The sequence below is a fragment of the Dactylosporangium sp. NPDC051087 genome (assembly GCF_055586325.1).
In genome coordinates, this window is sequence record NZ_JBVJIJ010000011.1 from 140,046 (window position 1) to 166,000 (window position 25,955).

A 25,955-nucleotide genomic window follows, 5' to 3' on the forward strand; every position below is an offset into this window, starting at 1 on the left:
CCCATCCCGCCCAGCACTGGAGTGAACGTCACAGTGCCCGTCTCACGGCACCACCGGCGGGTCTGGTCCACACTTGGAAGATGCCACGGTTGCGCCTCGCGCTCGCCCAGATCGACCCGACCGTCGGGGACCTCCCCGGCAACTCGTCCCTGGTGCACGGCTGGACCAGCAAGGCCGCCGGGGCCGGCGCCCACGTCGTGGCGTTCCCCGAGATGATGCTGACCGGTTACCCGGTCGAGGACCTGGTGTTCCGCAAGTCGTTCGTGGCCGCCTCCAAACGCGCCGTGACCGACCTCGCCGGGCAGCTCGCCGCCGACGGCCTCGGCGAGACCGTCGTCATCGTCGGCTATCTCGACGCCGACGAGGTCGGCCCGCGCAACGCCCTCGCCGTGCTGCACCGCGGCACCCGGGTCGCCACGTACTTCAAGCACCACCTGCCCAACTACGGCGTCTTCGACGAGGACCGCTACTTCGAGCCGGGCGACACCCTCACCGTCATCCGGGTCGGCGGCGTCGACATCGCGCTCACCATCTGTGAGGACCTGTGGCAGGAGGGCGGCCCGTTCGCCGTCGCCGCCCTCGCGCGGGTCGGGCTGGTCGTGAACATCAACGGCTCGCCGTACGAGCTGAACAAGGACGACACGCGGCTCGCCCTCGTCGCCCGCCGCGCCGCGGAGGCCCGGGCGACCGTCGCCTACGTCAACACCGTCGGCGCCCAGGACGAGCTCGTCTTCGACGGCGACTCGATGGTCGTGCGGGAGGACGGCTCGCTGATCGCCCGCGCGCCGCAGTTCGCGGAGCAGCTCGTGGTCCTCGACCTGGACCTGCCGGCCGCCGTGCCGGTCCCGCCGGGCGTCGACGACGCCGAGATGCGGGTCACCCACGTGCACATCTCCGACAGCGTCACCGAGAGCGACCAGCCGGCGCCCGCCCCGGAGATCGCCGCGCGGGTCACCGACGAGGCCGAGATCTGGCAGGCGCTCGTCCTCGGCCTGCGCGACTACGTGCGCAAGAACGGCTTCCGCGGCGTCGCCGTCGCCTTGTCCGGCGGCATCGACTCCGCGGTCGTCACCGCGATCGCCTGCGACGCCCTCGGCCCGGCCAACGTCACCGCCGTGTCGCTGCCGAGCGGGCACTCCTCGCAGCACTCGAAGGACGACGCCGAGGACATGGCCCGCCGCACCGGCCTGGACTACCGGGTCGAGCCGATCCAGCCGATGGTCGACAGCTTCATGGCCAACATGGCCCTGTCCGGCCTCGCCGTGGAGAACCTGCAGGCCCGCGTCCGCGGCGTCATCATGATGGCCATCTCCAACCAGGAGGGCCCGCTCGTGCTCACCACCGGCAACAAGAGCGAGCTCGCCGTCGGCTATTCCACGCTGTACGGCGACTCCGTCGGCGCCTTCAACCCGCTCAAGGACGTGCCGAAGACCCTCGTGTGGAAGCTCGCCCGCTGGCGCAACGAGGAGGCGGAGCGCCGCGGCGACGTGCCGCCGATCCCGGAGCGGTCGATCACCAAGCCGCCGAGCGCCGAGCTGCGCCCCGGCCAGCTCGACGCCGACTCCCTGCCCGACTACGAGGTCCTCGACGCGATCCTCGCCGGTTACGTCGACGGCGACCTCGGCCGCGACGACCTGGTCGCCGCCGGCCACGACCCGGCCGTCGTGGACCGCACGCTGCGCATGGTCGACCTCGCCGAGTACAAGCGCCGCCAGAGCGCCCCGGGCACGAAGATCTCCATCAAGGCCTTCGGCCGCGACCGCCGCCTCCCCATCACCAACCGCTTCCGCGAAACCGGCGCCTAGCGAATCAACCATGATCCGGAAGACGTTGTGTCGCCAGAGCAGCACAACGTCTTCCGGATCATGAAAACCGCGACGGGAGGCACCGGGATGCCACGCGCACGCGTGTGAGGCTGCCGCGCCGAGCAGGCAGTGCGTCGCGGAGCGGCGCATTGGGGGGCTCCGGGGGTGAGAATCCCCCCGGCGGGACCCGCGCGAAGCGTGGGGCAGCGAGCCAATCGCCGCAGGCGACACAGCGGGTAACAGTGACATTTCGCATGCGACCTGCCCAGGGGCGGGGTGCGGTGCGACCATCGGGGGTGAACAGCCCGGGGACCTCAACTACGGGGCCTCGAGGAACCCGAAGGAGGACATCGATGTCCGAAGTCCAGTCGCTGTACGGCGGTGCCGTCAACCGCCGGGTGCGCACCAGGGACCTGCTCGCCGCCAAGGAGCGTGGCGAGCGCTGGCCGATGCTGACGTCGTACGACCAGTACACGGCGGCCATCTTCGACGAGGCCGGCATCCCGGTCCTGCTGGTCGGCGACTCCGCCGCCAACAACGTGTACGGCTACGCCTCCACCGTGTCGATCTCCGAGGAGGAGCTGCTGCCCCTGGTGCGGGCCGTGGTCCGCTCCACCCGCAGGGCGCTCGTCGTCGGTGACCTGCCGTTCGGCTCGTACGAGGAGGGCCCGGCGCAGGCGCTGCGCACCGGCGTACGGTTCATGAAGGAGGGCGGCTGTCACGCCGTCAAGCTGGAGGGCGGCGTGCGGGTCGCGCCGCAGATCGCCGCGCTGACCGGCGCGGGGATCCCCGTCATGGCGCACATCGGCTTCACGCCGCAGAGCGAGCACGCGATCGGCGGCTACCGGGTGCAGGGCCGCGGTGACGCCGCCGACGAGGTGATCGCCGACGCGCACGCGGTCGCGGAGGCCGGCGCGTTCGCGGTGGTCCTGGAGATGGTGCCGGGTGAGGTCGCCAAGCGGGTCACGCACGAGCTGCGGATCCCGACGGTCGGCATCGGGGCCGGCGGGGAGACCGACGCGCAGGTGCTCGTCTGGCAGGACATGGCCGGGATGCGCACCGGGAAGATGCCGCGGTTCGTGAAGCAGTACGCGGACCTGGCCGGCGCTCTCGGCGACGCCACCCGCGCGTTCGCCGACGAGGTCCGCTCCGGCGTGTTCCCGGCGGCGGAGCACACGTTCTAGGACACCTGCACCGGCCGGCGCGGGCCGCGTGACGGCCGCGCCGGCCGGGGTTCAGACCGAGACGTCGAGCCGTTCCAGGCCGCGGATGACGAACCCGGGTTTCCACTCCGGCTCGCGGTCCAGCCGCAGCGCGGGCGCCTTGGTGAGCAGCGCGCCGAACGACGCGGCGAGCTCGATCCGGGCCAGCGGCGCGCCCAGGCAGTAGTGGATTCCCGCGCCGAAGGAGATGTGCGGGTTGTCGCGGCGCTCCACGTCGAGGCGTTCCGGGTCGGTGAACACCGCGGGGTCGTGGTTGGCGGAGCCGAACAGCAGCGCCACCTCCTGCCCCTTGCGGATGGTCCGGCCGTGCACCTCGATGTCCTCCAGGACCCACCGTTCGAACATCTGCAACGGCGTGTCGTAGCGCATGAGCTCTTCGATCGCTGCCGGTACCAGCGCGATGTCGGCCTGGAGCTTGCGCAGCTGTTCCGGGTTGCGCAACAGCGCCCACCAGCCGTTTCCCGTCACGTTGACGGTCGCCTCGTGCCCGGCGTTGAGCAGCAGCACGCAGGTGCCGATGAGCTCGTCCTCGCTGAGGCCTTCCACGGCGGCGAGGGCGCTGATCAGGTCGTCCTGCGGGTCGGCGGCGCGCCGCCGGGCGAGCCCGCGCAGGTAGTCGGAGAATTCCTCGGCGGCACGGACCGCCGCGGCCGCCGTCTCCCGGGGCGGGTTCAGCTCGTACATGCCGCAGATCGCCGCCGACCAGGGCCGCAGCAGGTGCCGGTCCGGGTCGGGGATGCCGAGCAGCTCGGCGATGACGGTGACGGGCAGCGGCTCGGCGACCTCCGCGATCAGGTCACCGCCGCCCTTGGCGACGAACGCGTCGACGAGCCCGTCGGCGAGCCGCTGCACCACCGGGCGCAGCGCCTCGACCCGCCGCGGCGTGAACGCCTGCGACACGAGCCGCCGCAGCCGGGTGTGGTCCGGCGGCTCACGGTCGAGCATGCCGTTGTTGTTGAGCTTCCAGAACGGGTCGTCCTCCGCCGGCGGGGCGGTGCGGCCCATCTCCTCGTGGGTGGCGACGTGCAGGTAGGTGCGGCCGAGCCGGCGGTCCCGCAGCAGCGCGTTGACGTCCTCGTGCCGGGACACGAGGAACTGGCCGCTCGGGGAGAACCAGCTGACCGGCTCCTCGTCCCGCAGCCGGCGGTACGCGTCGTACGGGTGCGCGACGAACGCCGGCGACCACGGGTCGAACGCGTTCACAGGTCCGTCACCCGCACCCCGGCGTGCACCTTGTACCGCTTGTTGATCGCGATCAGGTTGGCGGTGAGCGCCTCGACCTGGCCGGCGTTGCGCAGCCGCCCCGCGAACACGCCCCGCATCCCGTCGACCTTCGCGGCGATGGCCTGCACCTGCAGGGCCGCGTCGCGGTCGTCGCCGAGGACGAGCACGTCCAGGTCGATCGCCGCGACCTCCGGGTCGGTCAGCAGGGCCGCGCTGACGTGGTGGAACGCGGCGCACACCCGCGCCTCCGGCAGCAGCGTCGCGGCCTGCTCGGCGGCGCTGCCCTCGGCCACCGGCAGCGCGAACGGCCCCTGCTTGTCGAACCCGAGCGGGTTCACACAGTCGACGACGATCTTGCCGCCGAGCAGCAGCGGCGCCAGCTCGGCCACGGTCGCGGCGTGCCCTTCCCACGGCACGGCGATGACGACCACGTCGGCCTGGCAGGCGAACGCGTTGTCGCCGCCCTCGGCGGTCGCGGTCACGCCCGGCAGCGCGTTGAGCTCCTCCGCCGCCTGGGCGCCGCGCTCCGCCGACCGCGACCCGAGCAGCACCGACAGGCCTGCCCGGGCGAACCGGTACGCGAGCCCGCGGCCCTGCGGCCCGGTGCCGCCGATGATGCCGACCCGCAGCGCTGACACGTCCGGCAACTCGATCTCGTCGTAGCTCATGCTTCCAGTCTTACCGTGCTGAACAGCACCTTGCGGTGGGCGGGGTCGGCCTGTGTGAGGCGCACCCGGATCCGTTCACCCAGCGGGAGCCCCTCACCTTCACACCGGGCCCGGACGGGCGGCTCGTCGAGCGCGATGTCCGCCCGGTTCTTCTCCACGTCCAGTACCGCCGCGTCGAACACCTCACCGACGCGGTGCTGCAGCAGGACGGCCTCGGCGAGGTCCACCGCACCCCGCTCCGCGGCGTTGGCGACCCGGTCGGTGCGGGTCATCACCTCCGGCAGCCGCGGCAGCGCCTCCCGCGCCCATGACGGCACCGCCACGCCCGCGTGCAGGGCGAGGCACACCTCGGTGACGTACCGGTCGGCGAGGCGCCGCAGCGGGGCCGTCACGTGCGCGTACGGGGCGGCGACGGCACCATGCAGCGGCTGCTGCGGGACCTCACCGTCGAACGGGGTGTAGCCGGCGCCGCGCATCATCTCCGCCGCCTGGTCGATGAGTGCCGCCGCCCGCGGGTCCATCGGGTCGAGCGCGGCGATGACCTCACCGGGCCCGGCACCGTCGGGCCACGGCAGCCGCAGCGCCTTCGCGGCGAGCCGCAGCTTGTCCACCGCCTCCCGCGCCGGCGGCGGCATGGTCCGCAGCAGCCCGACACCGCCCTTGAGCATGATCTGCGCGGCGGCCATCCCCGTCAGCAGCGAGATCTGCGCGTTGAACTCCTCGACCGGCACCGGCCCGCGCACGGTGAGCCGCCAGCCGTCGCCGTCGGGCTCCAGCTCCTGCTCCGGCATCGGCAGGTTGACCGCGCCCCGGTCCAGCCCGCGCTTCGTGAGCAGCTGCCCGATCTCCGGCAGCAGCTGGACCGACGGGTGCACGCTGCCCGCGCCGACGTCCCGCTGGACCTGCTCGTAGCTGAGCTTCGCCCGGCTGCGCACGGTCGCCCGGCGCACGTCGACGCCGGTCGTCGCGCCCTCGGCGTCCAGGTCGATCGTCCACAGGACGGCGGGCCGGTCCTGGTCCGGCAGCAGGCTGGCGGCGCCCTCGCTGAGCACCGCCGGGTGCAGCGGCACCTTGCCGTCGGGCAGATACACCGTCTGCCCCCGCCGCCAGCTCTCCGCCTCGATCGCCGGCGCACCCGTCGTAAACGCGGCGACGTCGGCGATCGCGTAATACACCCGGTAGCCGCCGTCGGTGCCCTGCAGGAGCAGCGCCTGGTCGAGGTCCTTCGACGTCGGCGGGTCGATCGTCACGAACTCGAGGTCCGTGCGGTCCTCGCGGTCGTCGTGCCGGTCCTGGGCGGCGGCTTCGGCCTCACGGTCGGCCGCTTCGGGGAAGCCGGTGGGCAGGTCGAGCTCTCGGCGCAGCCCGGAGAAGTCGATGCGGGCGGCTCGGATACGTCGTAAGGCCACGGCACAGTCTTACCACCGCTGCCCGTGAACGCGGCAGCGCCACGGTCCGCAGGGGACCGTGGCGCCGCCGTCGCGCGTTGTGTTACGGCCTGGCCAGGCTCGCCCAGTCCTCCGGCGTCATGCTCGACGCCTCTTCCACGTTGTTGCCGTTCTCGCGACCGGGGATGGCCTCGGTGGCCGCCCCGCCCGCGGGCACGGCCGCCGCGTTCTCGACGGTTCCGCCGGTACCGGCGTCGAGCCCACCCTCGGACACGACCGCCGGCGGCGTCACCGGCTCGGCCGCGACGGGCGCCGGCGCGCCGGCGGCCGCCTCGGGGGCCGCCTTCTTCGCCGCCGCCTTCTTGGCCGGGGCCGCCTTCTTGCTCGCGGTGGCCTTGCTCGCGGTGGCCTTGCTCGCGGTGGCCTTGGTCGTCGCCTTCACCGGCGTCGCGGCCGCGTCAGCCGCCGTCGTGGCGGCTGCCGCGGTCCCGGTCTCCGTGGCCTCGGTCGCCGTGGCCGGCGCCGGTGCGGCGGCGGCCTTCTTGCTCGGCGCCGCCTTGCTCGCGGTGGACTTCGCCGCCGCCTTGGCGGGTGCTGCCGCCGTCTTGGCGGCGGCCTTCGTCGCCGTCGCCTTGGCCGCCGTCTTGGCGGGGGCGGCCTTCGCCGCCGCCGACTTCGCCGCGGGCGTGGCCTTCGCCGTGGTCGCCTTCGCGGCCGTCGACTTGGCCGCGGACTTCGCCGGAGCCGCCTTCGCCGCCGGGGCCGCCTTGGCCGTCGTCGCCTTCGCCGCCGGGGCGGCCTTCGCCGCGGTCGACTTGGCTGCCGTCGACTTGGCTGCCGTCGACTTGGCTGCGGGCGCTGCCTTCGCGCCGGTCGCCTTCGCCGTGGTCGCCTTCGCCGCCGGAGCTGCCTTGGCGGTGGTGACCTTCGCGCCGGTCGCCTTGGCGCCGGTCGCCTTCGCCGTCGGGGCTGTCTTCGCCGCGGTCGCCTTCGCGGCCGTCGACTTCGCCGCGGCCTTCGCCGGAGCCGCCTTCGCGGTGGTGGCCTTCGCGGTGGTGGCCTTCGCCGCCGTCGACTTGGCCGCCGGAGCCGCCTTCGCCGTGGTCGACTTGGCTGCCGTCGACTTGGCCGCGGCCTTCGCCGGAGCCGCCTTCGCCCCGGTCGCCTTCGCCGTTGACTTCGCAGCCGTCGCCTTCGCCGCCGTCGACTTGGCCGCCGGAGCCGCCTTCGCGCCGGTTGCCTTCGTGCCGGTTGCCTTCGCCGTCGTGGCCTTGGCGGTGGTGGCCTTCGCGCCGGTGGCCTTGGCCGTGGTCGCCTTCGCCGCCGGGGCTGCCTTCGCCCCGGTCGCCTTCGCGGCCGTCGACTTGGCCGCGGCCTTCGCCGGAGCCGCCTTCGCACCGGTCGCCTTAGCGGTCGTGGCCTTCGCGGTGGTGGCCTTCGTGCCGGTGGCCTTCACCGTCGTGGCCTTCGCGGTGGTGGCCTTCGCGGTCTTCGCGGGGGCCGCCTTCGCCGCCGAGGCAGCCGTCGACTTCGCGGCGGCCTTGGCAGGAGCCGACTTGGCCGCGGCCTTCGCCGGGGCAGCCTTCGCGGCCGCCTTGGCCGGTGCCGCCTTCGCCGTCGTGGCCTTGGCCGCCGTGGTCTTGGCAGCCGTGGTCTTGGCCGCCGTCGCCTTCGCGGCGGTGGACTTCGCCGCCGGGGTCGCCTTGGCCGCCGACTTCGCAGCGGTCGCCTTGGTCGCCGCGGCCTTCGCCGGGGCCGCCTTCGCCGTTGACTTCGCAGCCGTGGCCTTGGCCGTGGTGGCCTTGGCGGCGGTCGACTTCGCGGCGGCCGTCGTCTTGGTCGCCGCGGCCTTCGCGGGAGCCGCCTTCGCCGCCGACTTCGTGGCTGCCTTCGCGGGTGCGGCAGCCGACTTCGCGGCCGCCTTGGCCGGGGTGGCGGCCGACCTGGTGGCTGCCTTCGCCGGGGTCGCCTTCGCGGTCACGGTCTTCGCCGGGGTCGCCTTGGCCGCTGCCGTCCTGGCCGACTTCGCGGGCGGCGCCTTCGCCGCCGGGGCCGCCGCCGTCTTGGCCGCCGTGGCCTTCGCCGCGGGCGTCGCCTTCGCCGTGGTGGCCTTCGCCGCCGTCGACTTCGCTGCCGGGGTCTTCGCCGTGGTGGCCTTGGCTGCCGTCGACTTCGCTGCCGGGGCCTTCGCCGTGGTGGCCTTGGCTGCCGTGGACTTGGCCGCAGGGGTCGCCTTCGCCGTGGTGGCCTTCGCCGCCGTCGACTTCGCCGCGGGGGTCTTCGCCGTGGTGGCCTTCGCCGCCGTGGACCTGGCCGCCGGGGTCGCCTTCGCCGTGGTGGCCTTCGCCGCCGTGGACTTGGCCGCCGGAGCAGCCGCCGACTTCGCCGCCGCCGACTTCGCCGTGGGCGTCGACTTCGCCGTGGCCGACTTCGCCGCCGTGGACTTGGCCGCCGGGGTCTTCGCCGTGGTGGCCTTCGCCGCGGTCGACCTGGCCGCCGGGGTCTTCGCGGTGGTGGACTTCGCCGGCGAGCTCGTTGCCGTCGACTTCGCCGCGGGGGTCGCCTTGGCGGTGGTCGCCTTGGCCGCCGTGGACTTCGCCGCGGGGGTTGCCGGCTTCGACGCCGCCGAACGGGACGACGGGGTCTTCGCCGTCGTGGTGCCGGTGGCCGCGGCCGGGGACTTCGCGGCAGTCGCCTCGGCGGTGGTGCCGGTGGCGGTAGCCTTGGAAGCGGCCGGGGTCGCCTTCGTCGCCGCGGTCCGCCTCGCCGTCCGGGAGGACGAAGCCGGGGTCGCCGCGGAAGACGAAGCCGGCGCGACCGACGCCGAAGAGGCCGCGGCGGCCGGCGCCGAAGAGGCCGGGGCCGCCGACGGAGCCGGGGCCGCCGAGGCAGCCGACGGAGCCGGAGCGGCCGACGTTGCCGACGGAGCCGGGGACGAGGACGACGCGGTGGCGGCCGGGGTCGAGGCCGTCGTGGTCGCGCGCGTGCGAGGGGTTGCCGTGGTCGCGCGCCGGCGGGGAGCGGCGGCGGCGACCGTCTTCGCGTCCCTGGCGGGGGTCGCGGTCTCAGCTGGGTTCACCGCGTCCGCGGCGGGAGTCGTGGTGGCCGCGCTCGTTGCGGCCGATCTCGTGGTGGCCTTCTTAGCTGCGGCCATCGTGGTCCTCCTGGAGGAGTTCTCCCGCGTCCTGCGGGATGTTCGCGGTTGGGTTGTGCGGGTGGAGACGGGTTGAACGAGGAGTCGTGTGCCGGGGCGGTTCGCGGTCGCCTTCGGCTCCGACGTGTTGCTAGCGCTTGCCTTCCCACCGTTCGTCTTCGGCGTCCCACGCCTCGTTGCGTTGTTGGACTGTCGTCAGCGCCTGTTCGGCTTCTGCCGCCGAATCATAGGGGCCGAGCCGATCCCGGCCGGCGCACATGTCGGCCTCGGACTCGACCCGATGGTGGGAAAGGCACCAGTAGTACCGCTCAGCACCGCTGCTGCTCATGACATCACTGTGCACCGCAAATGAAACACGCGCCACCGAAACCGGCAAATAGCTGGTTGGGATTCCACAGTAGACGCAACCGCCCGGCTTGGGGAGCAGACGCCCGGAGATGGTCCTGACGGCGCCGGAAACGGTCCGGCCGGAATCGGGGAATCCTTACGCTTCAACGCTTTTAGCAGAATGGGAACAACGCGCCACGGCCGGCGGAAGACACCGAAGGACGCGGATGCCTGTGGTCACGATCACCCGAGGGTGAGCCGTTCGGTGGATCGGGATTCGAGTCGGACGGGCGACCCGTCCCACCTTCGTTAGGAGGCGAACGGTCCACGGTGGACGCGGGTGCCGGGCCGCCCCGATACTCGGTGCCGTGACCACGGTTCTGGCGATCGGCGGCTCGGCCGCACCCGATGACGTCGTGCGGTCCCTGACCGGTGGACGACCCGCGCGGACCGCCGACGGGCGCGCGCTGGTGCTCTACGACGACCCCGCGGCGGCGGTCCGCGACGTGACCGGATACCTGCGGCCGCGCGCGATGACGATGGTCCGGTTCGGCCTGCACGTCGGCGACCCGGCGGAGCCGGGCGAGGGGGCCGCGGCAGGCAGACGGACACACGGCGTCGCGACCCGCCTCGCCGACCTCGCCGGACCGGGCCGGTTGCGGGTCTCGCCCGAGGCCGCCGCCGCGCTCGGCGACGAGGTGCCGCTGGAGCCGACCGGCGACGGGTCGTATCAGATGCGCAAACCCTGACCGCGGCGCCGGGTCGCACCGGATGCGCAAACCCTGACGGCGGCGCCGCCGTGGTCTGCGGGACAATCGCCGGGTGAGCCTCCATGCCGATGACCTTCCGGACGTCCTTGCCATCACGCCGCTGACCTCGCCGCCCGACGTGTCGCTGCGGCCGCCGGGCTCCAAGAGCATCACCAACCGCGCGCTGCTCTGCGCCGCGCTCGCGCCGGGCCGCAGCACGCTGACGGGGGTGCTGTTCGCCGACGACACGCACGCGATGCTCGGCGCCGTGCGGGCGCTCGGCGCGACGCTGACGGTCGACGAGGCCGCGCACACGGTCGTCGTCGACGGCGTCGACCCGCGCACGTCCACCGCACCGGCGACGATCGACGCCCGCCAGTCGGGCACCACGGGCAGGTTCGTGGTGCCGGCGGCGGCGCTGCGCCCGGGGCGCGGTGTCGTCGACGGCGCGCCGCAGCTGCGGGCGCGGCCGTTCGGCCCGCTGACCGACGCGCTGCGCGAGCTCGGCGCGACGGTCGAGGACCTGGGCGAGCCCGGTTTCCTGCCGGTCGCGGTGACCGGGCCGGTCGCCGGCGGCAAGGTCGCGCTGCCCGGGCACCTGTCCAGCCAGTTCCTGTCGGGGCTGCTGATGGCCGGGCCGCTGATGTCCGAGGGGCTGACGGTGGAGCTCACCTCGCCCCTGGTCTCGGTGCCGTACGTCGAGGCGACCACGGCCGTCATGGCGGCGTTCGGCGTCAGCGTCGACGGGCTCACCGTGCACCCGGGCGCGTACCGGGCGGCGGACTACGCGATCGAGCCCGACGCGAGCGCCGCGTCGTATCTGCTCGCCGCCGCCGCCATCACCGGCGGCCGGGTCACCGTCGAGGGGCTCGGCACCAGGAGCCTGCAGGGCGACGTGCGTTTCGCGGACCTCCTGGAGCGGATGGGCGCACGGGTCGAGCGGACCGAGGACCGGGTCACCGTCACGGGCACCGGCACGCTGCACGGCATCGACGTCGACATGGCCGACATCTCCGACACCGCGCAGACCCTCGCCGCGGTCGCGGTGTTCGCCGACTCCCCGACCCGGGTCACCGGCATCGGCTTCATCCGCAAGAAGGAGACGGACCGGATCGCCGCGGTCGTCACCGAGCTGCGCCGCGCCGGCGTCGACGCCGTCGAGGACGCCGACGGCTTCACCGTCAACCCCGGGCCGGTCGCGCCGACGGCGTTCCACACGTACGACGACCACCGCATGGCGATGAGCCTGTCGCTGCTCGGGCTGCGGGTGCCGGGGATCGAGATCCGCGACCCCCGGTGCATCTCGAAGACCTACCCGACGTACTACGTCGACCTGGCCCGCCTGTGAGCGATCTGGCCGCCGACCTGGCCCTCGCCCGGCGGGCCGCGCTCGCCGGGGCCGAGGTCGGCCTGCGGTACTTCGCCGCGCTCGCGGAGCTGCCCAGGGAGCTCAAGGCGGACGGCAGCGTCGTCACCGAGGCCGACCGGGCCGTCGAGGTCGCCGTCCGCGCCGTGCTCGCCGAGGCGTGCCCCGGCGACGCGATCCTCGGCGAGGAGGGCGGCCTGACCGGCACCGGCGGCCGCCGCTGGATCATCGACCCGATCGACGGCACGGCGATGTTCGTCGCCGGCGACGACCGCTGGCTCGTCCTCGTCGCCCTCGAGGAGGACGGCGAGATCGTCGCGGGGGTCGCCGCCGTACCGGCGCAGGGCACCATCTGGTGGGCCGGCCGCGGCGCCGGGGCGTACCAGGGTGGCATCGGCGACGACGAGGGACGGCGCCTGCGCGTGGACCCCGACGGGACCGACACCCCGGCCGGCGCCACGGTCGGCGTCATCCCCGACGACTACGTCCACCGGCCCGAGCGGGCGCTGCTCGAGCCGCTGACCGCGGTGGCCCGCACGGTGCCCTGGCCGGCGCACGCGGCGCTGCTCGTGGCCGGCGGCCGGCTCGACCTCGCGGTGCAGACCCGCGGCCAGATCTGGGACTTCGCCGCGACGTCGCTGATCGTGCGAGAGGCCGGCGGGCAGTACAGCGGCTTCGACGGGCGGCAGGCGCCGGGTGCGGGCCCGTCGCTGTTCTCCAGGAGCGCACCGCTGCACGCGGCGACCCTGGAGCTGCTCGGCGGGTCTTGACACTCATCAATGTGTTCGTCCAGCATGTCCGGCGGGGTCCAAATCAACCACGCTTGGAGTAGCCGTGCGCCGTGCCCGGGGGTTGCTGTCCGCCGCTGTTCTCCTCACCGCGATGCTGGTGCCGGGGGTCGCGCACGCCGAGCCGAGCCCGGGCGCGTCGCCCCCCGGCGGGGCCGCGGCGGCGACCGACGACGACCCGGCCGCGCACGGGCTGCGGCGCACCCCGCTCGACCTCGGCGGCGGGGTGCAGGCGAACTCCCTCGCGCCGACCGGCATCCCGGGCACGTCGACCTGCCGGCGGTACTACCTGTTCAGCCACCGCGCGGCACGCTACATCTCGGAGGAGCAGGGGTACACCGGCAGCAACAAGAACATGCTCCGCGCCCGGCAGACCGCCGGCGGCCTGGGCACCTGGGAACATTTCAGCCTCTGCTCCTTCAACGGCCGCAGCGACCTCATCTTCATCCAGGCCACCTCCGGCTACCTGGTGACCGCCGAGTACGGGTACAGCGGCAACCTCAAAGGCATGCTCCGCGGCCGCGGCGAATGGCCGAGCGACTGGGAGATCTTCGAGGTGTGGTCCGACGCCGGCAAGTACTTCCTGCGCAACCAGGCCACGAAGGGCTGGGTCAGCGTGCGGGTCGACATGACCGGCAGCTACCTCAACATGGTGCGCGGCAACGGCACCAGCGCGGGCCCCTGGGAGCAGCTGGCCATCACGCCGGTCGCGTGAACGCCGTCAGCTCCCGGCCGACCAGCTCGTTTGCCTCCCGCCAGGCCTGCACCCAGATCGGCGTCATCCGCAGGTACACGTAGCGCGGCCCCGGCCTGAACCCGGCCTTCTCGGCGAACGCGTCGAGCACGTCCTGGCTCAGGCCGCCGGCCGGCACCGTCTGCGCGGCGCACTCGATGAGGACCACGTCACGGGTCGGCCCGACGGCGACGCGGGCCCGCCCGTTCGCGGCGATGTTACGCGTCGTCGGGTTGTTGGGCGCCGTGCAGAACAGCAGCGCCTCGCCGTCCCACAGGAACGACAGCGGCACCATGCACGGCTCCCCGTCCGGCGACGCCGTCGCCACCCACGCGTCGACGTCGTGCTCGAGCCGGTGCCGCGTGTCGGCGACGCGCTGCTCGGTGCTGCGTGCGGGCTGATCCATGCCGCTCCCCCTCGTGGTGTTTGCCTTTTCGGCGTCAGACTATGACGCTGGGCGGCGTGAGTGATCTGCTGGCCCGCCGCTTCGAGGAACACCGCGGCCACCTGCACGGGGTGGCACTGCGGATGCTCGGCTCCCACGCCGAGGCCGACGACGCCGTGCAGGAGGCGTGGCTGCGGCTGAGCCGCGCCGACCACGCCGCCGTCGACAACCTCGGCGGCTGGCTCACCACGGTCGTCGGCCGGATCTGCCTGGACCTGCTGCGCGCCCGCAAGACCTCCCCGGTGGCCTCCTTCGACCCGGCGGCCTCCTTCGACCCGGTGGCGTCCTTCGACCCGGTGGCGTCCTTCGACGGCCCGCCGGCCGACCCCGAGCAGCAGGCGCTGCTCGCCGACGAGGTGGGCCGGGCGATGCTCGTGGTCCTCGACACCCTCACGCCCGGCGAGCGGCTCGCGTTCGTCCTGCACGACATGTTCACCGTGCCCTTCGAGGACATCGCCCAGATCGTCGGCCGCTCCCCCGCCGCCGCCCGCCAGCTCGCCAGCCGCGGCCGCCGCCGCGTCCAGGGCGTCGCCCCTGTCGCCGACCTCCCCCGCCAGCGCGAGGTCGTCGACGCGTTCCTGGCCGCGTCCCGCGCCGGCGACTTCGAAGCGCTGCTGGCCCTCCTGGACCCGGAGGTCGTCCTGCGTGCGGACGCGGCCACGGTACTGACCGGCGCCGCCCCCGCGGTCCACGGCGCGCACGACGTCGCCACCACCTTCAGCGGCCGTGCCCGCGGCGCCCGGATCGCCCTCGTCGACGGCTTCGTCGGCGCCGTCTGGTCGACGGGCGGCACCCCCCGCGTGGTCTTCGACTTCGTCGTCGCCGACGGCAAGGTCGTGGAGATCGAGCTCCTCGGCGACGCCGCCACCCTGGACCGCCTCGAACTGACGGTCCCGTTCGCGTAGCCGGCCCCCGTGGCACGCCGAGTCTCGAGCACGTCCCCCCGCCGACGGGAGCAACCGATGAGCCGCCCGCTGCACTCCGTCTCGGTGGCCGCCGTCGTCACCGACGACGAGGGCCACGTCCTGGTCGTCCAGCGCCGCGACAACGGCAGGTGGGAGATCCCCGGCGGCATCCTCGAACTCGGCGAGTCCATCCACCACGGCGTCCGCCGCGAGGTCCTCGAAGAAACCGGCGTCGAGATCGAACCCCTCCGCCTGACCGGCGTCTACAAGAACCTCGACATCGGCGTCGTCGCCCTCGTCTTCCGCGCCGCCCGCACCGGCGGTCTCGCGACCCCGACGGAGGAGTCCGCCGCCGTCGAGTGGTGGCCCCTCACCAAGGTCGAGCCGAACATGGACCCGACGTTCGCCGTCCGCGTCCACGACGCGCTCGCCGACCAGGACACCGCCGTCCGCGTGCACACCGACACCACCGTCCTGCCCGAGGCACCGGCCGCCACCGGCCGATCGGAGCCGCGGCAACAGCCGTGATCCCCTGCCCGGTCCTGCCGAGCCCACGCGATCGTCGCGCCGGGCGGCGGGGTGGGAAGGCGGCCGGTCGGATCGGCAGGGATCGGGCGCGTTTGGCGCAGAAGCTGCCGCGCGGAACGCGCTCGGCAGTGCGCCGCTCGCGGCGCATTGGGGGTCTTGGGTGAGAATCCCCCAGCGGGCCCCGCCGCGAAGCGGTGGGGGAATTGCAGACGGACGAGTCGACCTGTACGCCGGGTTCTGTCCCCGCTGGTGGCGGGGGGCGGCCATCCATCTCGGCCTGCCGTTGCCGGCAGGCTCTAGCGGTCTACCCGCAGGCTCGGGCGGGCAGCCCTCGAACGCCTGCGTCTGACCTTGCTCCGGGTGGGGTTTACCTAGCCGCCCCGGTCACCCGGGGCGCTGGTGGGCTCTTACCCCACCGTTTCACCCTTACCCTGCCCGAAGGCGTGGCGGTCTGTTCTCTGTGGCACTGTCCCGCGGGTCACCCCGGGTTGCCGTTAACAACCACCCTGCCCTGTGGAGCCCGGACGTTCCTCGGCGGCACCGGTGAAGGTGCCGACGCGGCCGCCCGGTCGACTCGTCCGTCGTGGTGTCTATGGTAGGCGGACCATGAATCTTGCTGACATCGCGCTCCTGTCGGGTGCCGGGCTGGCCGCCGGCACGGTCAACGCGATCGCCGGCGGCGGGTCGCTGATCACCTTCCCCGCGCTGATCGCGACAGGGTTGAGTCCCGTCGCCGCGAACGTGACGAACTCGGTGTCGGTGTTCCCCGGCTATGTCGCGTCGGTGTACGGCAGCAGGGCCGACCTCGACGACCGGCGGTCGGTGCTCAAGGTCGCGCCGACGGCGGTGGTGGGGGCGTCGCTGGGGTGCCTGCTGCTGCTGGCCACGCCGGCGAGGGCGTTCGAGCTGGTGGTCCCGTTTCTGGTACTGGCCGCCGCGACCACCCTCGCGTTGCAGGACCGGCTGCGGAAGGTGGTCGGGCATCCGCGGGACATGTCGCCGCGGCGCAGGGCGCTGAGCCTGCAGGCGATGGTGTTCGCCGGCTCGCTGTACGGCGGGTACTTCGGCGCCGCGCTCGGCGTGATGCTGGTCGCGGCGCTCGGGCTGGTGCTGGACCGGTCGATGGCCAGGATCAGCGCGTTGAAGAACGTCGTGTCCGCGGTCGGCGGGCTCGTCACGGTGGTCGCGTTCGGGGCGTTCGGGCCGGTCGACTGGGCGGACGTGCTGGTGGTCGCGCCGACCGCGATGATCGGCGGCTACGCCGGGGCACGCCTCGCCAGGCGACTGCCGTCCGCGGTGCTGAAGTGGCTGATCGTCGCCTTCGGCACGGTGGTCGGTCTGGTGCTGCTCTACCGAGCCGTCGCCTAGACAGCCGCTCTACCGGGCCACCGGGCCGTCGCCTAGGACAGGTGCGCGGTGTCGTTGACGGTACGCACGGCGACCCCGCCGTCGGGCCACGAGTCGACGATCGACACGCCCGCCGGGTCGAGGTACAGCCGGTACATGAACGCGTCACCGGCGGCGAGCGCGTCGCGGAGCATCGACTTGATCGGTGTCACGTGGCTGACGACGGCGATCTGCCGCCCGGCGTACTGCTGCTGCAACCGCCGCAGCGCGCGCCTGACCCGGATCGTGACCTGCTGCAGGGACTCGCCGCCGGGCGGCGCGACGAGCGGTGAGGCGAGCCACCGGTCGAGCTCGCCCGGGTAGGCGGCGCGCACCTCGCCGAACGTCATCCCGTCCCATTCGCCGAAGTCGCACTCGACGAGGTCCTGCTCGACGACGACCTCGATGTCGCCGCCGGCCACGATCGCGGCCGCGGTCTCCTGGCACCGTCGCAGCGGCGAGCTGACGACGGCGGCGAGGTCGGGGGCGACCACCCGGACCCGTCCGGCGGCGCGGGCGGCCTGGTCGCGACCCCGGTCCGACAGCGGGATGTCGGAGCGCCCCGAGTAGCGCTTCTCCACGGTGTACGACGTCTCGCCGTGCCGCACCAGGATCATCCGCAACGGGGAGCCGGTCGCCGGCGGCGCCCACGACCGTGCCACGGGCTCCGGCGACGTGCCATCGGCTTCGGTCCCGGTGACCGACGCCCGCACCCCGTCGGAGGCCGCACCGGCGTCGGCGGACGGCGCATCGACCGACGCCCGGCCGGACGACGGCGAGACCGACGGCGCGGCCGAGGACGGCGAGACCGAGGGCTCGGACGACGACGGCGAGACCGAGGGCTCGGACGACGACGGCCGGCCGGGGCCGGACGCCGCGGCGGCGACCGCCCGTGCGGCGGCCCGGCCCGGTGAGTCGGGACCCGCGACCGGTGCCGCGACCGGTGCGGACGGCGCGACCGGAGCGGGCGGTGCGGAGGCGCCGTCCATGGCGGCGTTCGCCAGGCGGTCGGCGTGCTTGTTCTGCTCGCGGGGGATCCACGAGTAGCGCACGGACCGGAAGCCGCCGGCCAGCTCGCCCGCCTGGGCCGCCAGGGGCCGCAGGCCTGGGTGCTTGATCTGCCACCGGCCCGACATCTGCTCCACGACGAGCTTCGAGTCCATCCGGACCTCGACCTCGTCGGCGCCGAGCTCGGACGCCGCCCGCAGGCCTTCGATCAGGCCGGTGTATTCGGCGACGTTGTTGGTGGTGACGCCGAGGCGGCCGAGACGTTCGGCGAGGACCTCACCGGTGGAGGAGCGCACGACCGCGCCGTAGCCGGCGGGGCCGGGGTTGCCCCTGGACCCGCCGTCGGCCTCGATCGTGACCTTCACAGGAAGGACCCCGGGCGCGGGAAGGACCCCGGGCTCGTGATGCTCACAGGCCGGACTCCGCGGTCCGGACGAGGATGCGCCGGCATTCTTCGCAGCGGACGACCTCGTCGGGGGCGGCGGCCTTGACACGGGCCTTGTCGCCGCCGGCGAGCTCCAGGCGGCAGCCTTCGCAGCGGCCGTGGCGGAGCATGGCGGCGCCGATGCCGCCGCTGCTCTCGCGGATCTTGTCGTACAGCGTGATGAGGTCGGCGGGCAGGTCCGCGGCGAGGGGTTTGCGGCCGGACCGGCGGAACTCCTCGTCCTTGGCGATCCCGGCGATGGCTTCGTCGCGGCGCTGCTCGGTGGCGGCGCGCACCGAGCGGGTCTCGGTGAGCCGGCCGGTGATGTCGTCGAGGGTCGCCTGCGCGGTCTCCCGCTGCTCCATCAGCTCCAGCTCGGCGTCCTCCAGCTCACCCTGGCGCCGGTTGAGGGTGGCGATCTCGTGCTGCAGGGCCTCCAGCTCGCGGGCGGGGCCGGTGCCGGCGTCGAGGCGGGCCTGGTCCTTGTCCTTGCGGGCGCGGACCTGCTCGGCGTCGCGCTCGAGCCGGTTGATGTCGCGGTCGAGGTCGTCGACGGCGACCTGGGCGCGGACGCGCTGGTCCTCCATCGTGGACAGCTCGCGGGCCAGCCGGTCGAGCTCGGCGTGCTCGGGCAGCGCCTTGCGCTTGTGCGCGAGCTGGGTGAGCGCGATGTCGATCGCCTGCAGGTCGAGCAGGCGACGCTGAGCCTCTGGGTCAGCCTTCACGAGTTGCCGTCCTCCAAAAACGTCGGAGCGTCCGGCGAAGCGACGAACGTCCACGGTGAGGTGTCCACATCGGACACGATGGTCGGCAGGCCGGTCTCCTGCCGCAGGAACGCCGCCACGTCGTCGAGCCAGGGCCGCTCGGACGCCCAGTGCGAGACGTCGAGCAGCAGCGGTCCGCCGCCCGCGAGGTGCTCGTGTGCCGGATGGTGGCGCAGATCCGCAGTCAAGTATGCGTCAACCCCGGCCCGGGCGGCGTCGGCGAGGAACGCGTCCCCGGCACCGCCGCTCACCGCGACCGTCTGCACCGCCGCGGTCGGGGGCCCTGCCACCCGTACACCTCCCACGGCCGAGGAGACCAGAGCGGCGAGGTCCGACAGGGCCATCGCAGATGGCAACCGGCCGACGCGCCCGTGACCGCGGCCGGTGTCGGCGATCGGGACCAGGGGGCGGACGTCGAGCAGCCCGAGCCTGGCGGCGAGCGCGTCGGACACGCCGGGGTTGGCGACGTCGCCGTTGGTGTGCGCGGTGTGCAGGGCGATGCCCGCCTTGATCATCCGGTGGATGACGCGGCCCTTGTACGTGGTGGGCGCGACGCTGGACACGCCGCGCAGCAGCAGGGGGTGGTGGGTGAACATGAAGTCCGCCCCGGCGGCGATCGCCTCCTGCACGGTCCGCGGGTCGCAGTCGACGGCGAGGAAGATCCTGGTGACCTCCGCGGACGGCTCACCGAGGGTGAGACCGACGCGGTCCCAGCTCTCGGCCCAGGACGGCGGATACCGCTGCTCGAGCAGCTCGACGAGTTCGGCGACAAGCACGGCGCGAGGTTACTCCACGCTGGGACCGCCGAGGGCGTCGACAGGCAGATGCCACGGGAAGCTGGCGGTGCGCTTCTCGCCGGTGCCGGGCGGGTGCAGGGGCAGCACGTCGTCGCCGTAGAGGACGGTGACGCCCCACGAGCGCAGCTTCGAGATCGACTCGCCGAAGGCGGGGTGGCGGGCCATGGCGGCGTTGGTGAAGGGCACCGCGACGATCGGCAGGCCCATGCCGAGGCCCTCGACGAGCAGGCCGAGGGCGAGGGTGTCGGCGATGCCGGCGGCCCACTTGTTGATCGTGTTGACGGTGGCCGGGGCGACGATCAGCGCGCCCGCCTGCGGGAGGATGTCGGGGTCGCCGGGGTACTTGTAGCGGTGCCGGACGGGGTGCCCGGTCTGTGCGACGAGGGTCGGGATGTCGAGCCACTTGAGGGCGTCCGGCGTGGCGACGACGCAGACCTCCCAGCCTTTCGCCTGGGCGAGAGACACGAGCTTGCTGGCATCCTGCGTGACGGGCGATCCGCACGTCACGACGTATAGGACATGACCGGCCATGCGGGCATTGTGCTACTCCCGGGCTACACCCCCACGCTCATGTTCTCGGCGAGTTCCGCGACGGGCGCGGACGGGGTGCCCCGGGTGCGTCGCAGCACGTCGCTGAGCACCTCCCTGGCGAGGGGCCGGCAGCGGATCTCCGACGGCGCGAGCCGGTCGCCCTCGAGGAGCATCTCGCTGGCGAGGTCGATGTCGCCGAGGATCGCGTGCGCGCGGGCCTGGTCCAGGTAGTGGTGGGCGCGGCGCTCGGGCAGCAGCGCGTGGAAGGCCTCCAGGTCGAGGCCTTCGTGGACCTCCACCGCGTAGCGGCCCTCGCCGAGCTCGACGGCGGCGGCGGCGCGGTGCAGCTGCACGTTGGTCGGCCCGAAAGAGGACCAGTAGTAGTTGTGGTCGCCGTCGAGGCCCTTGGCGGCCTCCTCCGCCCCGCCGAGGAGGTCCCGGACGGTGGCGCCGTCGCCGATGCGGGCCGCGGCCATCGCGCCCTGCAGCAGCAGCATCCCGTAGACCGAGAGGCGCTCCGGTGCGCAGTCGTTGCCGTTGGCTCCGGGGGCGAGCCGGTTGGCGATGTTGACGTTGATCTCCAGGGCGGGCCGGGACCGGCCGAGGGCGAGCAGCGCGAGGGCGACGCGGGTGGTGGCGGAGCCGGCGAGGAGCTGGTCGCCGGCGCGCTGCGACACGGCGATCGACCGGTCGGCGGCGAGCCAGGCGAGCTCGTGCTCGCCGAGCTTGCGCAGCGCCGAGGAGGCGATCTGGTAGACCTGCCCGAGCAGGTGGGCGGCCTCGCGGCTCTGCCCGCCGTCGGCGTAGGCGGTGTCGGCGGCCTGGGCCTCGCGCAGCAGGCGCGGCAGGGTGCGGGCCAGCATCCCGTACTTGGCGTGCTGGTAGCTCAGCCAGGCGTGGGTGACGGCCTTGCGCATCTCGGCCAGGGGCGGCGGCTCGGGCGGCGCGTAGAAGAAGGCGCTGATCTGGTCGTACCGCTCCAGGGCGGCGCGGATCTCCTCGACCTCGACCTGGTCGACGCAGTTGACGCTGTCGGGCCGCCGCTCGGGGTCCTTGCCGAGCAGGATCTGCACGTCCAGCTGGAGCACGTCGGCGATCTCGTAGACCACCGAGAACTTGTCCAGCCGCCGGACGCCGCGCTCGACCTTGTCGACCCAGCTCTTCGACTTCCCGAGCCGGTCCGCGAAGACCTGCTGGGACATCTTGCGCCGGTTCCGCCAGTAGGCCACGCGTCGGCCGATCGGCAGCTCATCCACGCCGCTCACCTCCGGGGGTCACCCGCTCGGTCGACATCGCACCTTTTGTGCGGTTCGTCCGGCATCCGTGCTCATAGGTTCCAATGTGCAACTTGCAGCCCCCGTTGCCATTACCAACGACGCACACGGCGTCCGGTGACGCGACGTGGTCCTGTGGGCACTTTCGAGTGATCTCCCCTGCTAGGAGGAGCACATGCGGTCCTGGGAACGCGCCAAACTGCGCAAAGCGGCCCTGCGCTACGTCGAACACGGCTGGCACGTGCTGCCCGGCGCCTACCTGGTCGGCCAGCACGCCGGCCGGCACGCGAAGGAGCGGCGCTTCGACTGCGGCGAGGTCGGCTGCCGCACCGTGGCGTGCCATCCGGTGCCGTCCAGCTCCCGCGCGCCGAGCCGCTCCCCCGCGGTCGTCGCGCGGTGGTGGAGCCGGAACCCCTACACGGTGCTCTTCCCGACCGGGCACGCCTTCGACGTCCTGGAGGTCTCCTCGGCGCTGGGCCGGGCCGCGCTGCTCGGCGACGGCTTCGTCGCGGCGCGGGGGCCGGTCGCCGTCGCCCGGCGGAACGGCCGGGACGACCGCTTCTTCTTCCTGGTGCTGCCCGGGCACGGGCTGCTGCCGGAGCTCGCCCTGCAGCCCGACGTGGTGCTGCACGGGCAGGGCTCGTGGGTGCCGGCCGCGCCGAGCCCGCAGTTCGGCGGGCGGGTCCGCTGGGAGCTGTCCCCGGAGACGCACGGCTGGCGACCGGCGGAGCCCTACGCCGTGCAGGCGCTGATGCTCGACGCGATCGGGGCGGGCCCCATGGCGAACACGGGGGCGCGAGCCACCTGGCGTTCCGCCGCGTAACACCACCTCAGCCGGCGGCCGGTCCTCTCGGGGGGACCGGCCGTTGCCATGTCCACTGCCACGTCTACTGCCACGCCCGCGCCCGTGCGCGCACGGGCGATCCGCCGAGCGGCGGACGTCCCAGAGCTCGCTAGGCCTTGGAAAAGATTCACGTGCAGAATTCATGCCGCTGCCCAACGTAGCGCTGGTGTAGCCCTACGTCGACCCTTGCAACACGAGAGAGTTACTCAACGGTTGGCGAACTACTTACTCAACGTTGAGTGTTGATCTACTCAAAAGATCAGTAGCTGACCGCCACGTCGACGGTCGTCACCACCCGGCTGATGGCGTCGCCGGCCCGCGGGTCGGGCACCTCGGTCGGCTCGGCGGCCGGGTCGACCCGGACGATCCGCCCGCCGTCGGGCAGCCGGACGCCGCGCGCGGCGAGCAGCGCGGTCAACGCACCGTAGACGAACGCCTCCACCCGCTCGGGCTCGGCCCACGCCTGCAGCCCGATCCGCCAGCGGACCTGCCGGGCCCACGGCAGCCGCGAGCGCACCGGCGCACCCACCGCCTCCACGAGCAGGACCGGCAACTCACCGCCCAGGTCCTCCGGGCGCGCGGTGACCAGGGTGGCGTCCGAAAGGTGGTGCTGCGCGCGCAGGTACGCCACGACGAGATCGACCGCGTCCGGCTGCGCCACGGCCGTCACCGCCCTCGTCACCCTCGTCGTCGCCCCTGTCCGCGCCCTCCGCGAGACCAACGGAAGCCGCACCGCCAGGTCGCGGTACCACAGATACATTTCATGTTCCCCGAAGAAAGGATTCACCGGCGATCGGAGAAACGGTGCGTCCAGTCGTATGGTTCGGCAATTCTCCACCGCTGGCTGTCAGCACCTCGACATCGCCTCGGCCTTGCGCCGTCGCAGGCCTGCGGTATCAGGCTAGCGACCTGGGAAGATCGATGTGCGCGCAACGCCGGGATCGAGGAAATCGTGTTCTTTGTGGCATACATCGGCGTCCTCCGATCGGCTGTGGTTCACCGATCGGAGGGCGCCGGGGTGCGGATCAGCTGAAGCGGGCTCCCTCGTCGCGGCGGTGCGCCCAGGCCGCGAGGGCCGCCGCGCCTGCCGTCCAGCCGAGCAACGCGACCATCGAGGTCGTCGACACCTCGAAGTCGCTGACGGCGGCCCAGACCAGCTCGGCGGCGCCGCGGGTCGGCAGGTAGGGGGCGATCGTCTCGACGAACCCGGGCGCTTCGCCCGGCGACGACAGCAGCCCGCCGCCGAACGCCAGGGGGAAGAAGATGATCTGCGCGACGGCGAGGGCGGCCTTGGTCGGCAGTGCGTAGCCGATGGCGAGGCCCATGAACGTGAACGGCAGGGCGCTGACCACGACCGCGCCGAGCGCGAGCAGCAGCTGCGCCGGCGTGGCGGTCGCCGCGGTGAACAGCGCGCCGATGACGACGACCGGGATCAGCGAGATGAACATGAACGTCAGCCCGGACAGGATCCGGCCGGTGAACGCGGCGGCAGGCCCGGCGGGCAGGGTGCGGCTGAACGGATCCCACGGCTGCGAGCGGTCCTCGGCGACGCCGACGCCGTAGGTGAACAGCGAGCTGGTCATGACGGCGAACATGACCATCGAGGCGGTGGCGAAGGTCGCGCCGACCGGGTCGTCACCGGCGAACGGCACGACGAAGAACAGCATCGACGCGGCGGGGAAGAACGCGCCGCCGACGACGGCGACCGGGATGCGGAGCGTCTCCAGGATGCGGAACCGGGCGTGGGTCAGGGCGAGCGGCATCGGTCAGGCTCCCGTCAGGGTCAGAAAGGCCTCTTCGAGGGTGGTCGGCTGGACCCGCAGCCCGCGGAACGGCACGCCCGCGGCGACGAGGTCGCGCACGAGCCGGTCGGGGTCCGGGGTGAGCAGCGAGGTGCGCCCCTCGGCGTGCTCGACGCCGACCACGCCGGGCAGCTCCGGCAGGGTGGTCTCCTCCAGGCTGACCCGGTGGATGCCGACCATGCCGCGGATCGCGTCGACGGTGTCGTCGGCGAGGACCCGGCCGCGGCCGATGACGACGACCCGGTCGGCGAGGGCCTCGATCTCCTCCAGGTAGTGGCTGGTCAGCACGACGGTGCCGGTCCGCCCGTACTCCCGGACGTGGTCCCACAGCTCGCGGCGGGCCTGCACGTCGAGGCCCGTCGTCGGCTCGTCGAGGAAGACGAGGTCGGGGCGGCCGACGAAGGCGAGCGCGACGGCGAGGCGCCGTTTCTGCCCGCCGGACAGCCCGCCGGTCTGCCGCCCGGCGACCTCGGTGAGGCCGAAGTCGGCCAGGAGCTCGCCGGTGGGGACCGGGTCGGCGAAGTGGGCGGCGACGAACGCGACGCACTCACGGACCCGCAGCGTCGCGGGCAGCCCGGTCTCCTGCGGCGTGACGCCGACGCGGCGCCGGGTCGCGGGGTCGCGGGGGTCGCCGCCGAAGAGCTCGACGCGGCCGCTCGTCGGGCGGCGCAGGCCGACGAGAAGGTTGATGAGCGTCGACTTGCCGGCGCCGTTGGGGCCGAGCAGCCCCACCACCCCGCCGGCGGGGATGTCGAGGCTCACGCCGTCGAGGGCCACCTGGTCGCCGTAGCGGCGGGTGACGTCGACCGTTCTGGCGAGCAGGTCCATCAGGACTCCTTCGGAGGGTCGAGGAGGGCGCGCACCGCCGCGGTGTAGTCGTCGAACGCGACCCGTCCGCGGGCGGTCAGCGCGGCGGAGGTGGTCGGGGTGCGGCCGCGGAAGGACTTGGCGACCTCGACATAGCCGGCCTGCTCGAGCTTCGTCAGGTGCACCGACAGGTTGCCGGCGGTCATGTCGAGGATCTGCTGGAGGCGGGGGAAGGTCATCCGGTCGCCGTCGGCCAGGGCGGACAGCGCCGCCATGATCCGGAGTCTCGCCTGCGCGTGGATCACGGGGTCGAGGTCAGCCACGCCGCCGCCGCTCGCGTGCCCACATGATCAGCCCGAACAGGGTCAGGCCGCCGCCCCCGCCGACGGCGACGAGCAGCGAGTGCCAGCCGGGGCCGAGGGCGACGCCGGCGATGTTGACGACGGTGAGCCAGGCGCCGAGGACGAACATGTCGCGCGACAGCCAGATCGCGGACCCTGCCATGTACATGACGGCGACGGTGCCGACGGACACGCACGCCCACAGCAGGCCCTGCTCCTCCTGCGGCAGGTATTTGACGAAGCGCCCGGTGGTGGAGCCGACGCCGGCGAACGCGAGGAACCACGCGAACCCGTAGGCCGTGCCCTGCCACGTCGAGCGGCCCTCGACGCCGCGGCCGCGCCGGGCGGAGACCACCGCGGTGCTGATCATGGCCAGGACCATCGCGGCGAACAGGGTGACCAGGGGCAGCCAGGCGGGGAGGTCGACGAAGACCCGCCCGTCCGGCCCATACCGCAGGAACAGCAGCCCGTAGCCGACCAGCCAGGCGACGCCCCACGGCAGGTAGTAGCCGAGGGGGTTGAGCGAGACGGTGCCGGCGACGGCGGCCCGCTCCTGCTGGATGAGGGCGAGGGACTCCGCGGGCGAGGCGGGTGGTGCGTCGTCATCGACGGGGGTCATGCAAAGAACTTTACGCCATAAACCTGTTTACCAAAAGAGAGGGGATCGATGTGCT

27 protein-coding genes and 1 other RNA gene are annotated in these 25,955 nt (G+C 73.3%); 11 read left to right on the top strand and 17 right to left on the bottom strand.

Annotated elements, in window-relative coordinates:
* Positions 1-80: 80 nt before the first annotated feature.
* Together ACZ6TV_RS22120 and panB are read left to right on the top strand one after the other, a co-directional pair.
* A complete protein-coding gene (locus ACZ6TV_RS22120; RefSeq protein ID WP_465299098.1) occupies positions 81-1,805 on the top strand; it encodes an NAD+ synthase in 1,725 nt (574 codons plus the stop codon).
* A 353-nt stretch (positions 1,806-2,158) separates the two neighbouring features.
* A complete protein-coding gene (gene panB, locus ACZ6TV_RS22125) occupies positions 2,159-2,989 on the top strand; it encodes a 3-methyl-2-oxobutanoate hydroxymethyltransferase (RefSeq protein WP_465299099.1) in 831 nt (276 codons plus the stop codon).
* A gap of 51 nt (positions 2,990-3,040) precedes the next feature.
* Here the strand turns inward: panB and ACZ6TV_RS22130 are convergent, their stop codons facing one another.
* The 4 genes from ACZ6TV_RS22130 to ACZ6TV_RS22145 form a co-directional block, all read right to left on the bottom strand.
* Complete coding sequence (locus ACZ6TV_RS22130; RefSeq protein WP_465299100.1) at positions 3,041-4,231, bottom strand: cytochrome P450; 1,191 nt, start codon at positions 4,229-4,231, stop codon at positions 3,041-3,043.
* Positions 4,228-4,920 (bottom strand): NADPH-dependent F420 reductase, encoded by a 693-nt coding sequence (npdG, locus tag ACZ6TV_RS22135; RefSeq protein ID WP_465299101.1) that lies wholly within the window; start codon positions 4,918-4,920, stop codon positions 4,228-4,230. The genes ACZ6TV_RS22130 and npdG overlap by 4 nt, the downstream gene beginning before the upstream one ends.
* Positions 4,917-6,329, bottom strand: a complete 1,413-nt coding sequence (locus tag ACZ6TV_RS22140) for an RNB domain-containing ribonuclease (protein WP_465299102.1) — start codon at positions 6,327-6,329, stop codon at positions 4,917-4,919. Before ACZ6TV_RS22140 ends, npdG begins: the two co-directional genes overlap by 4 nt.
* Before the next feature lie 82 nt (positions 6,330-6,411).
* A complete protein-coding gene (locus ACZ6TV_RS22145; protein ID WP_465299103.1) occupies positions 6,412-6,750 on the bottom strand; it encodes a hypothetical protein in 339 nt (112 codons plus the stop codon).
* Between ACZ6TV_RS22145 and ACZ6TV_RS22150 the strand changes: the two genes are divergently transcribed.
* Positions 6,728-9,538, top strand: coding sequence for a hypothetical protein (locus tag ACZ6TV_RS22150; protein WP_465299104.1), 2,811 nt, complete (start codon positions 6,728-6,730; stop codon positions 9,536-9,538). The genes ACZ6TV_RS22145 and ACZ6TV_RS22150 overlap by 23 nt on opposite strands.
* A gap of 54 nt (positions 9,539-9,592) precedes the next feature.
* Here ACZ6TV_RS22150 and ACZ6TV_RS22155 read toward each other — a convergent pair whose 3' ends face one another.
* Positions 9,593-9,790, bottom strand: a complete 198-nt coding sequence (locus tag ACZ6TV_RS22155; RefSeq protein ID WP_465299105.1) for a hypothetical protein — start codon at positions 9,788-9,790, stop codon at positions 9,593-9,595.
* A gap of 367 nt (positions 9,791-10,157) precedes the next feature.
* Between ACZ6TV_RS22155 and ACZ6TV_RS22160 the strand changes: the two genes are divergently transcribed.
* The 4 genes from ACZ6TV_RS22160 (at position 10,158) to ACZ6TV_RS22175 (ending at position 13,407) form a co-directional block, all read left to right on the top strand.
* Positions 10,158-10,538: a hypothetical protein gene (locus tag ACZ6TV_RS22160; protein ID WP_465299106.1), complete on the top strand. Its 381-nt coding sequence runs from the start codon at positions 10,158-10,160 to the stop codon at positions 10,536-10,538.
* Between the two features lie 73 nt (positions 10,539-10,611).
* The gene (aroA, locus tag ACZ6TV_RS22165; protein ID WP_465299107.1) at positions 10,612-11,886 is read left to right on the top strand and encodes a 3-phosphoshikimate 1-carboxyvinyltransferase; all 1,275 of its coding nucleotides are present in this window, start codon (positions 10,612-10,614) and stop codon (positions 11,884-11,886) included.
* The gene (locus tag ACZ6TV_RS22170; protein WP_465299108.1) at positions 11,883-12,674 is read left to right on the top strand and encodes an inositol monophosphatase family protein; all 792 of its coding nucleotides are present in this window, start codon (positions 11,883-11,885) and stop codon (positions 12,672-12,674) included. The genes aroA and ACZ6TV_RS22170 overlap by 4 nt, the downstream gene beginning before the upstream one ends.
* Before the next feature lie 64 nt (positions 12,675-12,738).
* The gene (locus ACZ6TV_RS22175; protein ID WP_465299109.1) at positions 12,739-13,407 is read left to right on the top strand and encodes a fascin domain-containing protein; all 669 of its coding nucleotides are present in this window, start codon (positions 12,739-12,741) and stop codon (positions 13,405-13,407) included.
* On the opposite strand, the gene ACZ6TV_RS22180 is transcribed toward ACZ6TV_RS22175, so the two are convergent.
* Positions 13,391-13,831 carry a pyridoxamine 5'-phosphate oxidase family protein gene (locus ACZ6TV_RS22180; protein WP_465299110.1) on the bottom strand — a complete coding sequence of 147 codons (441 nt, stop codon included), beginning with the start codon at positions 13,829-13,831 and terminating at the stop codon, positions 13,391-13,393. The two genes, ACZ6TV_RS22175 and ACZ6TV_RS22180, sit on opposite strands and share 17 nt — an antisense overlap.
* A gap of 56 nt (positions 13,832-13,887) precedes the next feature.
* On the opposite strand from ACZ6TV_RS22180, the gene ACZ6TV_RS22185 reads away from it, so the two are divergent.
* On the top strand, positions 13,888-14,775 hold the full coding sequence (locus tag ACZ6TV_RS22185; RefSeq protein ID WP_465299111.1) for a sigma-70 family RNA polymerase sigma factor: 888 nt from the start codon (positions 13,888-13,890) through the stop codon (positions 14,773-14,775).
* Between the two features lie 57 nt (positions 14,776-14,832).
* Positions 14,833-15,303 carry an NUDIX domain-containing protein gene (locus tag ACZ6TV_RS22190; protein WP_465299112.1) on the top strand — a complete coding sequence of 157 codons (471 nt, stop codon included), beginning with the start codon at positions 14,833-14,835 and terminating at the stop codon, positions 15,301-15,303.
* Between the two features lie 210 nt (positions 15,304-15,513).
* On the opposite strand, the gene rnpB is transcribed toward ACZ6TV_RS22190, so the two are convergent.
* Positions 15,514-15,880: RNase P RNA component class A (gene rnpB / locus ACZ6TV_RS22195), an RNA gene on the bottom strand.
* A gap of 29 nt (positions 15,881-15,909) precedes the next feature.
* Between rnpB and ACZ6TV_RS22200 the strand changes: the two genes are divergently transcribed.
* Positions 15,910-16,671 carry a sulfite exporter TauE/SafE family protein gene (locus ACZ6TV_RS22200; RefSeq protein WP_465299113.1) on the top strand — a complete coding sequence of 254 codons (762 nt, stop codon included), beginning with the start codon at positions 15,910-15,912 and terminating at the stop codon, positions 16,669-16,671.
* 32 nt (positions 16,672-16,703) lie between these two features.
* Here the strand turns inward: ACZ6TV_RS22200 and ACZ6TV_RS22205 are convergent, their stop codons facing one another.
* From ACZ6TV_RS22205 to ACZ6TV_RS22225, 5 genes are read right to left on the bottom strand one after another with little or no spacing between them, the layout of a single operon-like run.
* Complete coding sequence (locus tag ACZ6TV_RS22205) at positions 16,704-18,062, bottom strand: bifunctional RNase H/acid phosphatase (RefSeq protein ID WP_465299114.1); 1,359 nt, start codon at positions 18,060-18,062, stop codon at positions 16,704-16,706.
* A gap of 43 nt (positions 18,063-18,105) precedes the next feature.
* The gene (locus tag ACZ6TV_RS22210; protein WP_465299115.1) at positions 18,106-18,846 is read right to left on the bottom strand and encodes a zinc ribbon domain-containing protein; all 741 of its coding nucleotides are present in this window, start codon (positions 18,844-18,846) and stop codon (positions 18,106-18,108) included.
* The gene (locus tag ACZ6TV_RS22215) at positions 18,843-19,661 is read right to left on the bottom strand and encodes a Nif3-like dinuclear metal center hexameric protein (protein ID WP_465299116.1); all 819 of its coding nucleotides are present in this window, start codon (positions 19,659-19,661) and stop codon (positions 18,843-18,845) included. The genes ACZ6TV_RS22210 and ACZ6TV_RS22215 overlap by 4 nt, the downstream gene beginning before the upstream one ends.
* A 9-nt stretch (positions 19,662-19,670) precedes the next feature.
* Positions 19,671-20,213, bottom strand: coding sequence for a flavoprotein (locus tag ACZ6TV_RS22220; RefSeq protein WP_465299117.1), 543 nt, complete (start codon positions 20,211-20,213; stop codon positions 19,671-19,673).
* Between the two features lie 23 nt (positions 20,214-20,236).
* Positions 20,237-21,469 carry a helix-turn-helix domain-containing protein gene (locus ACZ6TV_RS22225; RefSeq protein WP_465299118.1) on the bottom strand — a complete coding sequence of 411 codons (1,233 nt, stop codon included), beginning with the start codon at positions 21,467-21,469 and terminating at the stop codon, positions 20,237-20,239.
* 193 nt (positions 21,470-21,662) lie between these two features.
* Here ACZ6TV_RS22225 and ACZ6TV_RS22230 point away from each other — a divergent pair, with 193 nt between their 5' ends.
* A complete protein-coding gene (locus tag ACZ6TV_RS22230; protein WP_465299119.1) occupies positions 21,663-22,310 on the top strand; it encodes a bifunctional DNA primase/polymerase in 648 nt (215 codons plus the stop codon).
* Between the two features lie 280 nt (positions 22,311-22,590).
* Here the strand turns inward: ACZ6TV_RS22230 and ACZ6TV_RS22235 are convergent, their stop codons facing one another.
* The 5 genes from ACZ6TV_RS22235 to ACZ6TV_RS22255 all read right to left on the bottom strand — a co-directional run bounded on the left by ACZ6TV_RS22235 (position 22,591) and on the right by ACZ6TV_RS22255 (position 25,900).
* On the bottom strand, positions 22,591-23,001 hold the full coding sequence (locus ACZ6TV_RS22235; RefSeq protein WP_465299120.1) for a hypothetical protein: 411 nt from the start codon (positions 22,999-23,001) through the stop codon (positions 22,591-22,593).
* Between the two features lie 355 nt (positions 23,002-23,356).
* Positions 23,357-24,094, bottom strand: a complete 738-nt coding sequence (locus tag ACZ6TV_RS22240; RefSeq protein ID WP_465299121.1) for an ABC transporter permease — start codon at positions 24,092-24,094, stop codon at positions 23,357-23,359.
* Between the two features lie 3 nt (positions 24,095-24,097).
* Complete coding sequence (locus ACZ6TV_RS22245; RefSeq protein ID WP_465299122.1) at positions 24,098-24,961, bottom strand: ABC transporter ATP-binding protein; 864 nt, start codon at positions 24,959-24,961, stop codon at positions 24,098-24,100.
* Positions 24,961-25,263: a transcriptional regulator gene (locus tag ACZ6TV_RS22250; protein WP_465299123.1), complete on the bottom strand. Its 303-nt coding sequence runs from the start codon at positions 25,261-25,263 to the stop codon at positions 24,961-24,963. Before ACZ6TV_RS22250 ends, ACZ6TV_RS22245 begins: the two co-directional genes overlap by 1 nt.
* Positions 25,256-25,900, bottom strand: coding sequence for a transporter (locus tag ACZ6TV_RS22255; protein WP_465299124.1), 645 nt, complete (start codon positions 25,898-25,900; stop codon positions 25,256-25,258). The genes ACZ6TV_RS22250 and ACZ6TV_RS22255 overlap by 8 nt, the downstream gene beginning before the upstream one ends.
* Between the last annotated feature and the right edge of the window lie 55 nt (positions 25,901-25,955).